The sequence below is a fragment of the Pantoea osteomyelitidis genome, assembly GCF_044342975.1.
In the GTDB taxonomy this organism is placed as follows: Bacteria; Pseudomonadota; Gammaproteobacteria; order Enterobacterales; family Enterobacteriaceae; genus Pantoea; species Pantoea osteomyelitidis.
The window spans coordinates 1,476,354-1,490,735 of record NZ_JBGFSN010000004.1 but is presented as its reverse complement, the minus strand read 5'-3'; the positions used below and the strand labels follow the sequence as shown (position 1 = coordinate 1,490,735).

Here is a 14,382-nt window from a genome sequence, read left to right as displayed (position 1 = left end):
ATCTCTGCTCCCTGTTGATATTGCTGGAATTATTATAAAAAAACCCGATGGGTACGTGACGCGTTAAGGCTGGCGCAGCGACCTGAAAGCGTGCTATACCATCGGGATATCCTGCGCGTTTGGTCAACAATGAGGGGTGCTATGAACGGCTTAATGAAACTTGACCGCATCGACATCAACATCCTCGTGCAACTGCAAAAAGATGGCCGTATCAGCAACGTCAATCTGGCCGATGCCGTTGGACTCTCCCCCAGCCCTTGCCTGCAACGGGTAAAGCGGCTTGAACAGGCCGGTTTTATTACCGGTTACGAAGCGCATATCAACCTCACCAAAATCACCGACTCGGTTACCGTGTTCACTGAAGTCACGCTTACCGGTCACCGTCGCGAAGATTTTATGAAGTTTGAAAGCGCGATGCGCGAGGTGGATGAATTGATGGAGTGCCACCTGATCACTGGCGGCTACGACTATCTGCTGCGTTTTATTACCCGCAGTATCGAGCACTACCAGGAAGTGATTGAAAAGATGCTTGATGCGCATATCGGCATCGATAAATATTTCAGCTATATCGTGATCAAATCCCCCATTATGAAAAGCAGCGTGCCGCTGCGCTCGCTGATCTCGCGTCAGAACCAGGTCGAGTTTGGCATCTGATTTCCCTGGGTTTTCCGCTCTCTCCGTCAGGGGAGAGGGGGCCCGGCATAAAATTTCATTTCCGCGAAAAATTCCCTCTGTTCACGCTGTTGCCTCTGCGGCTTCGACGCCGTCGCCTTGCGTTGAACTTTTAAACTGCTTTCAGCAACTTCATAAGGAGCCGCGATGAGCGATCTGACCGTGCCCGTCTGCCAGTGGCAGCGTGACGAATTTATTCTCTCAACCGATCGTGAACCACTGGACCTCGCCTGGATTCACTTTCAGCTCTCTGAACGCACTTACTGGGCGAAAGGGCAGTCGCGGGAAAAAACCGCGCGTTCCATTGCCGGTTCGCTGCCGTTTGGCCTTTATCACCTTACGCAGCAGATTGGTTTCGCCCGGCTGATTACCGACTACACGCGCTTTGGCTGGCTGTGCGACGTGATTATCGACGACGCCTGGCGCGGCAAAGGGCTGGGAAGCTGGCTGGCGACCTGCGTGCGTGAACACCCCGAACTGCAAAGCGTGCATCGCTGGATGCTCTCCACCAACGACGCGCAGGCGCTTTATCAACGCCTCGGCTGGCGTGTGGTGCAGGAGCCGCACAAGCTGATGGAATTCCCCTTGTCCTGAACCGGAGCAAACTCAAGATGCGTTATCGCGTTGGCGTCGATATTGGCGGATCCTTTACCGATTTTGCTGTGCTGGATCGGCAAACCCACCAGATTCATACCCTGAAAGTGCTGTCGCGTCCCGACCAGCCGGGTAGCGAAATTCTCACCGGCCTGCAACAGTTGCGTCAGCGTGACGCCATCGATGCCACGGAGATTGGCTATTTTACCCACGGCACCACGGTCGGCATCAACGCGGTGATCCAGCGCAAAGGGGTGCGGCTGGCGCTGTTTGCCACCGCCGGGTTTTGCGATGTGCTGGAGCTGGCGCGGCTGAAAATTCCCCATATTCACGATCTCTTTTCGCGCCGTCCGGCCCCGCTGATTACCCGTGACCGGGTTTTTCCCATTGTTGAGCGCACCGACCGCCATGGCACGGTGCTGCAACCGGTGGATCGGCAAAGCGTGCTGGCGGCGGTTGAGCAGGCGCGCGCAGCGGGCTGTCAGGGCATTGTGGTGGCGCTGCTGCACAGCTATCGCAACCGCCATAACGAAGCGGCGGTGAAGGCGATCGTTAACGAGGCGGCCCCCGAGCTGCTCACCTCCTGTTCCGCCGATATCTGGCCGATTATCCGCGAATATGAGCGCACCATTACCGCCACGATCAACGCTTACGTGCAGCCGATGGTGATCAACTATCTGGAATCTTTTGAGCGGGCCCTGACCACCATGGGCGTGACGCCCCCGCCACGCATTACCAAATCCAATGGCGGCGTAATGGGCGTGGAACAGGCGAAGCGCGAATGCGTGCAGATGGTGCTTTCCGGCACCGCATCCGGGGTGATCGGCGCCAGCTATATTGCGCAGCGCTGCGGCTTTGACAAGATCCTGAGCCTGGATATCGGCGGCACCAGCGCCGACGTGGCGGTGATTGTGGGAGGCCGGGTAGCGCAGGGCAACGGTGAAATCATCGGCGACTTTCCCATCCATATCCCCTCGGTGGCGGTGACATCGGTAGGACAGGGCGGCGGCACGCTGGCGCGGCTCGATGGCCAGGGGGTATTGCAGGTAGGGCCGGATAGCGCCGGATCGCTGCCCGGCCCGGTCTGCTTTCAGCGCGGCGGGACGCAGCCCACGGTCACCGACGCCTTTGTGGTCAGCGGCATGATGGGCCATGGCGATCTGGGATACAACGCGGTGCAGATGGATATTGAGGCGGCGCGCCGCGCCTGTGTGACTCTGGCGCAGCCGCTCGGCATCAGCGTTGAAGAAGCGGCGGAGACGGTGATTCAGCAGGCGATCTCCGGCATGTACAGCGATACCAGCGGATTGTTGTCGCGCTTTGGTCTCGATCCGCGCGAATTCTGGTTTCTGGCGTTTGGCGGTGCCGGGCCGATGATGGCCTGCTTCCTCGCCCGCGAGCTGAACCTGAAAGGGGTAATCGTGCCGCCGACGCCCGGCGTGCTCTCGGCGCTCGGCGGGCTGGTGGCCGATATTCGCAACGACTTTATCTGCACGCTCTACGGCGATCTTAACGCCGCGCTGGCCGACCAGCTGGCGAGCGAGGCGCAGGCGCTCAGCCAGCGGGCGCAGAGCTGGCTGGCGCAGGAACACGGCGCGCTGCCGTTTACCCTGCACTGGTCGGCGGATATGCGCTATCGCGGCCAGTCGTTTGAGATTGAGGTGGCGCTGGAGGAGACATGGCTGGCGTGCGCCGGGGTCAGCGAGCTGCATCAGGCGTTTGATCGTCAGCATGAACGGCTGTTCGGTCATTGCGATGGCGCGGCGACGGTCCAGCTGATCAACCTCAGGCTGGTCATCGCTTCACCCACGCCGAAACCGCCGCTGGCGCGTCTGGCGCAGGCGGAAGCGCCGGTGGTGGTCAGCAAGCAGGTCAGCGCCTGGATTGACGGACAATCGCATCAGGTAGATCTGGTGCTGCGCCAGCAGCTGCGCGCCGGGCATCAGCTTAACGGGCCGGTGATTATCGCCCAGGATGACTGCACCACCTGCGTGCCGCCCGGCATGCAGGTCAACGTGGATGAGTTTGGCAACCTGCTGATTACCGCACAGGAGCGGGCATAATATGGCGATCGACGGACGTAACCTGCAAATTCTGGCCAACTACTGCGCGGCAGCCGCCGACGCCATGGCTTTTACCCTGATGCGCACCGCGCACTCCACATTTGTTAAGGAGACGGAGGATTTCTCCTGTCAGATCGTCAGCCGCGACGGGCTGGCCTTCGCCTCGCCGCGCAGCTTCGGCGCGCCCTGGTACAGCGGCATTGATTACGGCCCGGTGCTGGCGCTGATCGACAGCTATCAGCCAGGTGATATCTGCATCACCAATGACTCCTACGCCGGTAACGTGGCGACGCACTCGCCCGATATCCACATCTGGAAACCGGTGTTTCATCAGGATGAGATTGTCTGCTTTGTGGTGGGGCACATTCACAACACCGACGTGGGCGGCGCGGTACCGGCGTCATTGTCGCGATCGCTGACGGAGATCGTGCAGGAAGGGATTCGCATTCCGCCGCTGAAAATCGTGCGTAACGGCACTCTTAATGAAGAGGTGGCGAGCATTATGCGTCTCAACGTGCGCGTGCCGGATCAGAACTGGGGCGACTTCAAGGCGCAGATCGCCTCGGTTAACGTCGGCGAACGTAAAATCCATGAGATCATCGCCCGCTTCGGCGTGGAGGACTTTCTGCAGGGCATTGAAGGCATTCTCGACTATGCCGAACGTCAGGCGCGCAGCATTATCGCCACCATTCCCGACGGCGAATATTTTTATGCCGACTATGCCGATGAAGATGGCGAAGGGGGCTATCCCTGCCGCGTGGCGATTACCCTGCGCGTCACGGGCGAGACGCTGGAGCTGGATTACACCGGCAGCGACCCGCAGCTCGCCTCGTCGCTGAATATGCCGACCGGCGGGCGCGAGCGTCATCCGCTGGCGCTGGTGGGCGTCACCTACGTGCTCTCTACCCTCGACCGTTCGCTGCTGTTGAATGCCGGAACCTTGCGCCCCACGCGCGCCATTCTGCCGCCGGGCACAGTGATGAACTGCGAAGCGCCCGCTGCGGTTGGTATGCGCTCACTTACCTGTGCGCTTTCGCAAATCGCCACCGTCGGCGTTTTTTCGCAGGCAATGCCGGATCGTCTGCCCGCCAACTCCCCTGGCGGCAATTCCATCATGAATATCCGTACCGTGGATGAGCAGAACCGCAGCGTGGTTGCCTCGCTGGGGCCGGTAGGCGGCGGGGCGGGCGGCACGCCGCACCACGATGGCCCGGACGGCTCCGGCGGACTCTCCGCCTTTCTGAAAAACACCCCGATTGAGATTAACGAGGCGGAAGTGCCGATCCGCTTTCACCGCTACGGCCTGGTGCCGGACAGCGCCGGTGCGGGCCGCTTTCGCGGCGGGCTGGCGACGGAAATGGCGTTTGAACTCTTTGTGCCCGATACCCTGATCACCGCACGCAACCGCAACCGCTCGGTGTTCGCCTCCGCCGGCGCGGTGGGCGGCAAAGCAGGTGCGCTCTCCACCTTTACTACCCTGCGCGACGGCCAGCAGCTGGAACATGGCAATACTGATGTGATCCGCTGCCAGCCGGGCGACATCGTGCAGGTGCGCGGGCCGGGCGCGGGCGGTTACGGCCTGCCGTCGCAGCGTGCGGCGCAGGCGGTATTGCAGGATGTGCGCTGCGGTTTTGTCAGCCTCAGCGCCGCGCGCAGTGACTATGGCGTGGCGATTGTCGAGGGCAGGGTCGATGAGGCGGAAACCGCACGGCTGCGCGCCGCAATGCCGCAACAGGCGGCGGCGCATTTCGACCACGGCGCGGCGCGCACGCAGTTCGAAGCGCAGTGGGACAGGGCGCGCTATCAGCTGCTGACCTGCTTTCTGTTGCAGGCGCCGGTGAGCTGGCGCTATTTCCTCAAGCATCAGGTATTTAAAGCCGTGGAGACGAATCAGCACGGCGAGCTGCCGCTGACGACGCAGATGACACAAATTTTTACCGAATTGCGCCAGCGCTATCCCGCTGCCGGATGGTCGCTAACCCCGTAGCCGCTTATCGTCAGCTACCCTTAAAGTTTCAATGGAAACCAAAAGGGAGAGTGGACGATGAGCAGCAAAACCAGTGACTTTTTCGTACAGCGCCTCAAAGAGTGGGGCGTGACGCGCATTTACGGTTATCCGGGCGACGGCATTAACGGCGTGCTGGGGGCGATTCAGCGTGCCAATAAAGCGGGCGACGGCATCGAATTTATTCAGGTACGGCACGAGGAGATGGCGGCCTTTATGGCGGCGGGCCACGCCAAATTTACCGGCGAGCTGGGTGTCTGTCTCTCTACCGGCGGGCCAGGGGCGACCCATCTGCTCACCGGTCTCTACGACGCCAAAATGGACCATGCGCCGGTGTTGGCGATTGCGGGTCAGGCGGAAGCCACCGCCCGCGGCGCCAGCTATCAGCAGGAGTTAAATCTCGATCGTGTCTTTTCCGATGTCGCTAATTTCGTTCAGGAAGCGGCGGCACCGGCACAGATACGTCATCTGATCGATCGTGGCGTGCGGCTGGCGATTGCGCAAAACGGCGTGGCGGTGCTGATCATCCCGAAAGATATCCAGGATGAACCCTGGCAGCCGCCGCAGCACGTTCACGGCTTTACTCATTCCGGCCCCGGCTATCAGCGGCCAAAAGTTGTGCCTTACGAGGCGGACTTGCAGCGCGCCGCCGAGATCCTCAACGCCGGGAAAAAAGTGGCGATTCTGATTGGCGCGGGTGCGCGTAACGCGGCGGTGGAAGTGGTGCAGGCGGCGAATGTGTTGGGCGCCGGGGTGGCGAAAGCGCTGCTGGGCAAAGATGTGCTGCCGGATGATGCGCCCTTCGTCACCGGATCTATCGGTCTGCTGGGCACTAAACCCTCGTCAGACATGATGCAGAACTGCGATACCCTGCTGATGATCGGCAGCGGCTTCCCGTGGACGGAGTTTCTGCCGGAAGAGGGCAAGGCGCGCGCGGTGCAGATCGATATCGATCCGGCGATGCTCGGCCTGCGCTATCCCACCGAGATCAACCTGCACGGCGACGCGGCGGAAACCCTGCGCGCGCTGCTGCCGCTGCTGGAACACAAAGAGGATCGCAGTTGGCAGGAGGAGATTGCCGTCTCGGTGCGCGACTGGTGGAAGGTGATGGAGGAGCGCGCCATGGCGCCCGCTAATCCGGTCAACCCGCAGCGCGTGGTATGGGAGATGTCGCCGCTGCTGCCGGAAGATGCCATCGTGACTTCCGACTCGGGTTCCTGCGCCAACTGGTTTGCGCGCGATTACCGTGTCAAGCAGGGACAGCGCGCCTCGCTCTCCGGCGGGCTGGCCTGTATGGGCGCGGCGGTGCCTTATGCCATTGCCGCCAAGTTTGCCCATCCGCACAAGCCGGTGGTGGCGCTAGTGGGCGACGGCGCGATGCAGATGAATAACATGGCGGAGCTGATCACTATCCAGAAATACTGGCAGCAGTGGGCCGACCCGCGCCTTATCGTCTGCGTGTTCAACAACCAGGATCTGAATCAGGTCACCTGGGAGCAGCGTGTGATGGAAGGCAACCCACGCTTTGAGGCGTCGCAGGATGTGCCGGACGTACGCTATTCGCAGTTCGCCCAGTCGCTGGGTCTGACCGGCATCTACGTCGACTCGCCGGACGATCTCGCCGCCGCCTGGCAGCAGGCGCTGAGCGCCGATCGGCCGGTGGTGCTGGAGGTGAAAACCGATCCGGAAGTCGCGCCGCTGCCGCCGCATATCACCTTTAAGCAGGCGAAAGCCTTTATGGCCTCAATGGCGAAAGGGGATCGTGGCGCGGCGCAAATTATCGGCGATACCGCCAGCCAGCTGTTCAGCAAGAAAAAAAGCTGAGCACAAAGGGGTAAGTTTGTCATCGGCAAACCGCTACCCTTTACCGGCACTTCACCCGATCGCGCTCGCGGTCGGGTTCATGGCGTTTCGCCACACTCATTATCAGTTGGGAGAAAAACGATGGCTGCAGAGAAAAGCCCCGTCTGGCTTATTTCAGGATGCTCAACCGGCTTTGGCCGCGAACTGGCGCAACAAACCATTGCGCGCGGATTCAACGTGGTGGTGACGGCGCGCGATCCGGGCAAGGTTGCCGATCTGGTGAACGGTCATGATAATGCACTGGCCGTGGCGCTGGATGTTACCGATCAAACCAGCATCGGCAGCGCGGTCAGCGCGGCGCTGGAGAAGTTCGGCACCATTGACGTGCTGGTGAATAACGCCGGTTACGGCTATCAAAGCTCGGTGGAAGAGGGAGTGGAGCAGGATATTCGCGCGCAGTTTGACGCCAACGTGTTTGGTCTGTTTGCTCTGACGCGCGCCGTGCTGCCGACAATGCGTAAAGCGCGCCGCGGACATATCATCAACATCACCTCGGTGGCGGGCTTTATCGGCTTCGCCAGCTCCGGCTACTACTCCGCCAGTAAACATGCGGTGGAAGGCTGGTCCGATTCGCTGGCCGTGGAAACTGCATCGCTGGGCATCAAGGTGACCTGCGTCGAGCCGGGTCCGTTCCGCACCGACTGGGCGGGTCGTTCGCTGCATCAGACGCCGAGCACGCTGCCGGAATATGCCGAAACCGCCGCCGCGCGTATGAAAACCACCTCGGAATACAGCGGCACGCAGAAGGGCGATCCGGCTCGCGCGGCCAAAGCGATGATCGAGATCACCGAGAGCGACAATCCGCCGCGCCATCTGGTGATGGGTGCCTGGGGTCACGATGCGGTGGTGAACAAGCTGAAAGAGCGCCTGGCAGAGATCGAGGCGTGGAAAGCGATGTCGGTCGGGACCGATTTCCCGGAGTAAAATTAGTGTTAAGCCGCCAGTGCATTTGGTCTTTGCGAAGATCTCAAGCCTGGCGGCTTTTTTTTTATTAGTGATTAAACACGCAATCGTGCCGCAGAGCGAAAACAGATGCCAGACAAGGCTGGCTTATAGAATTGGGCAGCACAGAGCCGTCCTTACCACGCTCACGTGATAGGAAATGCGTGTGAAATCTCTCGTTTTTGTGAGTTGCCCTTGATTGTATGGGCATTGCCTGAAAAAATTTATCTTTTAATTTCAAAGAAATACATTGAGATTTGCAGCTAGTATTTTTAGTCAGAGCAGATTTTGTCATCGTGTTTTCCTATGGTTTGCTATGAATGCTCATCGAGTAAAACATCAACAGTAAAGTCATCATCAGCATCTCCCCCTGTATTCTGGCATTTTCCAACTACATCAAACTGCTTTTTAAACGGAAAAGGTAGGTTTTACCGCGTAAAGCGGTTAACCGGCTGTCTGATTTTTGCGCTATTTACATGTAATACGTTCTAGTTTAGCCTGCTGAAAAGCTAAGTGAGAGAGTGACTTTTTTGGTATTTCTTATAAAAAGCATTTTAAAACAGTCAGCAAATGCAGGGGAGAAACACAGTGAAATTCAGTAAAAACATTAAAAAAATCTTATCGGCTGCCGGTGGTATTACTTTTCTGCTGGCATTCCAGCCGGTGGCGCAGGCAGCAGATAACCAAAGCTGTAATAAAGTGTACACCATTGGTTTTAGCCATCCGGTCGGTGAATCGCAATTCGCGATTGCACTGAAAAAGAAAGTTGAAGCGGCAGGAGAAAAGAATGGCTGCGTGAAAGTGCTGCTGGATAACACACATCAGAGCAATCTGGAGTCTCAGCGCGCCACGCTGGAGAGCTGGGTAACCCGTAAAGTTGATGCCATTGTCGTTCTGCCGGTAGAGGCTACGGCGTTGGATGGTCTGCGACGCCAGGCGCAAAAAAAAGGGATTAAATGGCTGACTTATGCGGGTGCTACACCCGGTGTAGATGGCTCTGTGGGGTTTGATAACACGCAAAGCGGCAATCTGGTTGCAAAGGATGCACTGAAGTGGGTCAAACAGCATTATCCTAACGGTGATATTTCAGCTGCTGTAACCACTCTGACGCCCCTGAAAGGATTTGCCGGGCGCTGGGACGAACCGCTGAAACAATTTAAAGCAGCAGGATTGCCGGTCGTTTCACAACAGGATTGCGCAACTCAGGCCTGCGGTCTTCAAATTGCAGAAGACGCATTAAGACAGCATCCCAACCTGCGCGTTTTTATTGGTATTAATGATGATGCGGCTTTGGGCGCGCTGCGTGCCTTTAAGAATGCCGGCATCAGCCCCAACGATCTGTACGTTGCCGGGCAGGACGGGACGGTAGAGGGACTGGAAGCAGTGAAGCAGGGTGGCGCATATCGCGCATCCGCTGCCATTCTGCTCGATGATTTAGCGCAATCAATTATTGATAATTCGATCGCCACTATTACAGATAAGGGGCGTAAAAACTACGAAACGCCTGTTGAGCTCGGTACGTTACAAAATCCAGCCCGCCTCGATGCACTGCTTGCACAATACAAGGATTGATAATGACCATGGCGCTTGCCACGCAAAAACTCAGCATCCGTTCGCTCCATAAATCTTTCGGCACCCAATTGGTGCTGAAAGGTATCAATCTGGAATTTAAAGCAGGCGAAGTGCATGCTCTGCTGGGTCCCAACGGCGCCGGTAAATCGACGTTGCTGGGCTGCTTGAGCGGCGCAGTAATGCCTGATTCCGGGGAGATGGTGATTGGCGACAAGACTTACCAACATTTTACTCCTGCCTCCGCTTTTGAGGCGGGAATGGCGAGTATTTATCAGCACTTCCAACTGATCGGATCGCTGGCAGTCAGTGACAACATTTTCCTTGAAAACGAATTATGTAACGCATTTGGCATGGTGCGCAAGCGCGATCAGAAACGACGTAGTCGGGAAATTCTCGAATCGCTGGGTGTCGATGTCGATGCGGGAAAACCGGTCGAGGAACTGAGCGTAGGAGAGCAGCAAACGGTAGAAATCGCTCGCGCGCTGTTAAAGGAACCTTCAGTTCTGATCCTTGATGAGCCTACTGCCGCATTAAGCGAGCATGAAGTGACCGCCCTGTTAGAACTGGTACGTCGCCTCGCGCAGGAGCATGGATTGATCATTATCTATGTTACTCATCTGCTGCGTGAGGTGATGGAGGTTGCTGATAGGGTTACGGTATTACGCGACGGAAACGTCTTGTGGACCCGGCAGATTGAAGAGCTCAGTCTGGATGATTTGGTTCATGCCATTTCGCCGGAAAGCCGGATGACCAAAACGGAACGCGACATCAGCCATCATATGCCGTTGATAGAACTGGAGAACTACGGCACCGCCTGGACTGGCCCTGTCAACCTTACGCTGCGAGAAGGAGAAATTCTTGGCATATTTGGTCTGCTTGGCTCCGGGCGTACCCATCTACTGGAAGGGTTAGCCGGTGTTAATGCAACTTCAGGTCGGCTGCTGCTGAAAGGCATCGATATTCGCGCAGTCTCGCCAAAAAAAGCTCGGGAACAAGGCGTGGTGCTTGTGGCATCCGATCGCAAAATCCAGTCGTTGTTTGGCAGTATGAGCGCCTGCGATAACCTGCTGCTGCCACATCTGAATACCTTGTCCCGGCCCTGGCGTCATTTCAAACGCGAGCGCGCCCTGTTTACTGATTTGGCAGCGCGAGTTGGTTTGAAACCAGCCGATCCCGAGCGGGATGGCGCTAATTTCTCAGGCGGAAACGCGCAAAAGCTAATGGTAGGCCGATGGATGACAACGATTGATCGCAGCCATCTGCTCTTACTGGACGAGCCCACGCAGGGAGTAGATATCGGCGCGCGCCACGACTTATACGAGCTGATACGCGAATACGCTGCACAGCCGGAGCATGCTGTGATTTTTGCCTCCAGCGATCCTGAAGAGATTATTGCGCTGGCCGATCGGGTCATCATTTTGGTGGAGGGAGAAATTGCGGACATCGTCACTCCGGATGTGGGCGAAGAAAAATTGTTAGCACTGGCGCACGGCTAATTGCGGCACGATCTTTTTTATATAACGGCGGTTATTTATGACTACATCGATTAAAAATTCACGCAATGCGCCAGCTAACGCGCAGGCAAAACAAGAGAGTCGCGCACCGGGCGTAAAGCATATTGGTTTGCTGATCACCCGCTGGATTCTGCCCGTCGCAACCATAGCGCTGATGGTCTGGTTCACCACTCAGACGCCAGTATTTTTCACCGTGGATAACCTGCTGGCGATCGCCACGCAAAATGCCCCGACCTTTATCGTAGCGAGCATGTTTGCCATGTTGATGATGGCCGGATATGTTGATCTTTCGGTAGGCTCCGTTTTAGCCCTGGTGGGGGTTTGCGCCGGGTTGGCGCTGAATGCATGGGGGCTGATTCCTGGCATCCTGGTGGGTCTTGCGGTGGGTCTGCTTGCGGGCCTTATCAACGGTGTACTGATAGGTATGCTCTCTTTCTCACCGATCGTCGTCACATTGGGAGGACTCGCTGCCGCCAGGGGGCTAGCACAATATCTGGGACAAGGCTCCATTTACGGTTTCCCGGATGCTTTTGCTGACTTTGGATCAGACACGACTCTTGACCTGCCAAACCTGGTTCTTGTCGCGGCAGTGGTGTGTTTGGCTGCGGTGATTGCCACTACCTGTTTCCCGGTGGGTCGAAAAATCATCGCTATCGGCGTTAACGCCCGCGCAGCATTTTTGATTGGCATACCGGTTCGCTTCGTGATCACCGCTCTTTATGCGCTTACCGGGCTGGCCGTTGGCATCGCAGGTCTGTTGCAAATCTCACGTCTGAATAGCGCACCCTCCGGCACCCTGGGAGAGGGTTTTGAAGTCATCATTCTGACAGCGGTATTGTTGGGCGGCGTGCCTTTTACTGGCGGGAAAGGAAGCATCTGGCGAGTATTAGTCGGCGTATGGCTGATAGGTACGTTGCGCAATGGATTGATTTTACTTGATATTGGCACCGAGCTAAGTGGCATTATTACCGGTGGCGTGCTGGTCATGGCTGCTGCACTGGAAGCTGTGCGTTATTACATTCACAAAGCGAAATAAGGGAAACGAAAATGTTGATTGGTTACTTATCTGCGCTCAGCTGCCGGGCCGGCGAAACGGTCGATATCATGATAAGCAGTACTTGTCCCGACGTTTCCATCGATCTTGTCCGCCTTATTCACGGTGATAATAACCCGGCAGGCCCTGGTTTTCTTTATGAAGAGATCGCTCAGGTCGCAACGCAATCAATTTCTGCGCAGGAGCAAGAAACGCCTATCGGCTCGTGGGCTATCAGCCAGAATAAAATTGCTCTGGGCAAGCGTCTGACAATTGATTTTTCCCTGTGGCCAACCTTATCCGTTTCGGACCATATTCAGGCCATCTTTAGCCTGCCAGACAGCGCACTCTTTGTCGCTCTGACGCCGGAAGGGAAACTGGCGATATACCATGAACAGCGTCTTATTGCCGTCACCTCTTTTGCCCTGTTGAACCGTCACTGGTATCACGTGACTGTAGATATCTCAGCCACAGGTTCTCAACTCCGGGTATGTCAGGCCGGAAAAAAAGCACAGCATTTTACCGGCGAGGGCAGCATTCTGAAGCCGGAAAGTCATGTCCTTATGGCTGCAGCGCAAATTGACTATCGCAGAGGGCGTCGTTTTCCCTGCCATCTCTACAACGGTAAAATCGCCCGGCCGGTGCTTTTCGTTGATGGCAATGAAGTCGCCCGCTGGGCCTTTGAAGAAGAGATGCATACCCAGCAGGTGATCGACAGACACAACCATATGCCTTTATCTTTGATTAATACCCCAGGACGCGCAATGACCGGTCCTGCATGGAATAACCAGATCCATGACTGGAAGCAGGCACCTGAACAGTATGATGCCATTCATTTTCACGAAGACGATTTATCCGATGCCTGTTGGCCTGTCAGTGCCCGTATCACCATCCCTGCTGAGTTAGCGAGCGGGGTATATGGTGTGCGGCTGCGGGCCGAGGGAGAACGTCCGGATTATGTTCCACTGACGGTGCGCCCGGCCAGCGGAGCCAAACATGCCAAAATAGCATTGGTGCTCGGGACTTACACCTATGTTGCCTATGCCAATGAGCATCTGACGGAAGGCGATTTTGAACAAGGAAGTGAAATCCCTGTTCAAACGGGCAACTGGGAAGATTTAGTTGCCCTTCATCAGGAGTGGGGCAAAAGCCATTACGATTTGCACAACGATGGTTCTGGCGTGGCCTGCTCCAGCTCACTACGCCCCATTCCTAATATGCGGCCCGACTACCGTTTCTGGGGATTCCACGCGCCTCGTCGCTTTCCGGCCGATCTCTACATGGTTTGGTTTTTACACCAGATGGGTTTTCATTTTGATGTTATCACCGAGCATGATCTGCATCAGGAACATCAGACGGTACTAAATCCCTATCAAACCATTATTACTGGCAGCCATCCGGAGTATTACAGCGGTGAAATGCTAAACGCTTATGAAGAGCATGTTAGCCATGGCGGCGGATTGCTGTATCTCGGCGGGGATGGTTTTTACTGGGTAACCACGCCTTTCAACGATCTGCCTCATGTGCTTGAAGTGCGTAAATCTGAAGGGTTGCGGCACTGGGATGCCGAGCCGGGGGAGCGCTATCACGCCAGTACGGGAGAGTTGGGTGGCATCTGGCGCAGTCGTGGCAGAAGTGCGCATGGTCTGTTTGGGGTCGGAATGGCCGGACATGGATGGGACAATAAGGCTCCCGGTTATCGACGCACGGAACGCTCTTATCAACCTGATGCTGCCTGGGTTTTTGACGGCATCTGTGATGAGGTTATCGGTGATTTTGGCCTGATCATGAATGGCACAAGCGGTGATGAAATAGACCGGGTTGATTACCGCTACGGTACGCCAGAAAACACCATCATTTTGGCTTCTTCTGAGCCGCATAGCGAATGGTATGTTCCCGTACCAGAAGATGTCACAACGGTATCTAACACGCTGAATGCGAATTATAATCGCGAAGTGCGATCTGACATGGTATTGGTTGAGCATGAGAGTGGCGGCGCGGTCTTTTCCGTAGGTTCAATCATTTTCACCGGGGCGTTGCCGGTCAATAATGGTGAGAATAACGTGGCGCGCCTGCTTGGCAATATTATCAATAACTTCAACGCCAGAAAGTAAAACTGACATT

General features: G+C 56.6%; 10 protein-coding genes. All 10 read left to right on the top strand.

The genetic code is table 11. The annotated features are described in order from the left end of the window. The first annotated feature begins 141 nt into the window (after positions 1-141). The 10 genes from ABU178_RS12160 (at position 142) to ABU178_RS12115 (ending at position 14,372) form a co-directional block, all read left to right on the top strand. Positions 142-654: an Lrp/AsnC family transcriptional regulator gene (locus ABU178_RS12160; RefSeq protein ID WP_397215133.1), complete on the top strand. Its 513-nt coding sequence runs from the start codon at positions 142-144 to the stop codon at positions 652-654. Positions 655-819: 165 nt separating this feature from the next. Continuing rightward, the gene (locus ABU178_RS12155; protein ID WP_397215130.1) at positions 820-1,266 is read left to right on the top strand and encodes a GNAT family N-acetyltransferase; all 447 of its coding nucleotides are present in this window, start codon (positions 820-822) and stop codon (positions 1,264-1,266) included. 17 nt (positions 1,267-1,283) lie between these two features. Continuing rightward, complete coding sequence (locus tag ABU178_RS12150) at positions 1,284-3,329, top strand: hydantoinase/oxoprolinase family protein (RefSeq protein ID WP_397215128.1); 2,046 nt, start codon at positions 1,284-1,286, stop codon at positions 3,327-3,329. A 1-nt stretch (position 3,330) separates the two neighbouring features. Further along, complete coding sequence (locus tag ABU178_RS12145; RefSeq protein WP_397215125.1) at positions 3,331-5,316, top strand: hydantoinase B/oxoprolinase family protein; 1,986 nt, start codon at positions 3,331-3,333, stop codon at positions 5,314-5,316. Positions 5,317-5,373: 57 nt separating this feature from the next. Then, positions 5,374-7,158: a thiamine pyrophosphate-requiring protein gene (locus ABU178_RS12140; RefSeq protein WP_397215123.1), complete on the top strand. Its 1,785-nt coding sequence runs from the start codon at positions 5,374-5,376 to the stop codon at positions 7,156-7,158. 120 nt (positions 7,159-7,278) lie between these two features. Beyond that, entirely contained in the window at positions 7,279-8,121 is an 843-nt protein-coding gene (locus ABU178_RS12135) for an oxidoreductase (protein ID WP_397215121.1), read from the top strand. A gap of 606 nt (positions 8,122-8,727) precedes the next feature. Then, positions 8,728-9,711 (top strand): sugar ABC transporter substrate-binding protein, encoded by a 984-nt coding sequence (locus ABU178_RS12130; protein WP_397215119.1) that lies wholly within the window; start codon positions 8,728-8,730, stop codon positions 9,709-9,711. 2 nt (positions 9,712-9,713) lie between these two features. Next, positions 9,714-11,207, top strand: coding sequence for a sugar ABC transporter ATP-binding protein (locus tag ABU178_RS12125; protein ID WP_397215117.1), 1,494 nt, complete (start codon positions 9,714-9,716; stop codon positions 11,205-11,207). A 37-nt stretch (positions 11,208-11,244) separates the two neighbouring features. Further along, the gene (locus ABU178_RS12120; protein WP_397215115.1) at positions 11,245-12,261 is read left to right on the top strand and encodes an ABC transporter permease; all 1,017 of its coding nucleotides are present in this window, start codon (positions 11,245-11,247) and stop codon (positions 12,259-12,261) included. 11 nt (positions 12,262-12,272) lie between these two features. Next, complete coding sequence (locus ABU178_RS12115) at positions 12,273-14,372, top strand: N,N-dimethylformamidase beta subunit family domain-containing protein (protein ID WP_397215113.1); 2,100 nt, start codon at positions 12,273-12,275, stop codon at positions 14,370-14,372. Positions 14,373-14,382 lie beyond the last annotated feature (10 nt).

Bases quoted from the DNA above. Each gene is read 5' to 3' on its own strand.
- ABU178_RS12150 (WP_397215128.1), top strand. From the start codon at position 1,284: ATGCGTTATCGCGTTGGCGTCGATATTGGCGGATCCTTTACCGATTTT.
- ABU178_RS12155 (WP_397215130.1), top strand. From the start codon at position 820: ATGAGCGATCTGACCGTGCCCGTCTGCCAGTGGCAGCGTGACGAATTT.
- ABU178_RS12125 (WP_397215117.1), top strand. From the start codon at position 9,714: ATGACCATGGCGCTTGCCACGCAAAAACTCAGCATCCGTTCGCTCCAT.
- ABU178_RS12140 (WP_397215123.1), top strand. From the start codon at position 5,374: ATGAGCAGCAAAACCAGTGACTTTTTCGTACAGCGCCTCAAAGAGTGG.
- ABU178_RS12160 (WP_397215133.1), top strand. From the start codon at position 142: ATGAACGGCTTAATGAAACTTGACCGCATCGACATCAACATCCTCGTG.
- ABU178_RS12145 (WP_397215125.1), top strand. From the start codon at position 3,331: ATGGCGATCGACGGACGTAACCTGCAAATTCTGGCCAACTACTGCGCG.
- ABU178_RS12120 (WP_397215115.1), top strand. From the start codon at position 11,245: ATGACTACATCGATTAAAAATTCACGCAATGCGCCAGCTAACGCGCAG.
- ABU178_RS12115 (WP_397215113.1), top strand. From the start codon at position 12,273: ATGTTGATTGGTTACTTATCTGCGCTCAGCTGCCGGGCCGGCGAAACG.
- ABU178_RS12135 (WP_397215121.1), top strand. From the start codon at position 7,279: ATGGCTGCAGAGAAAAGCCCCGTCTGGCTTATTTCAGGATGCTCAACC.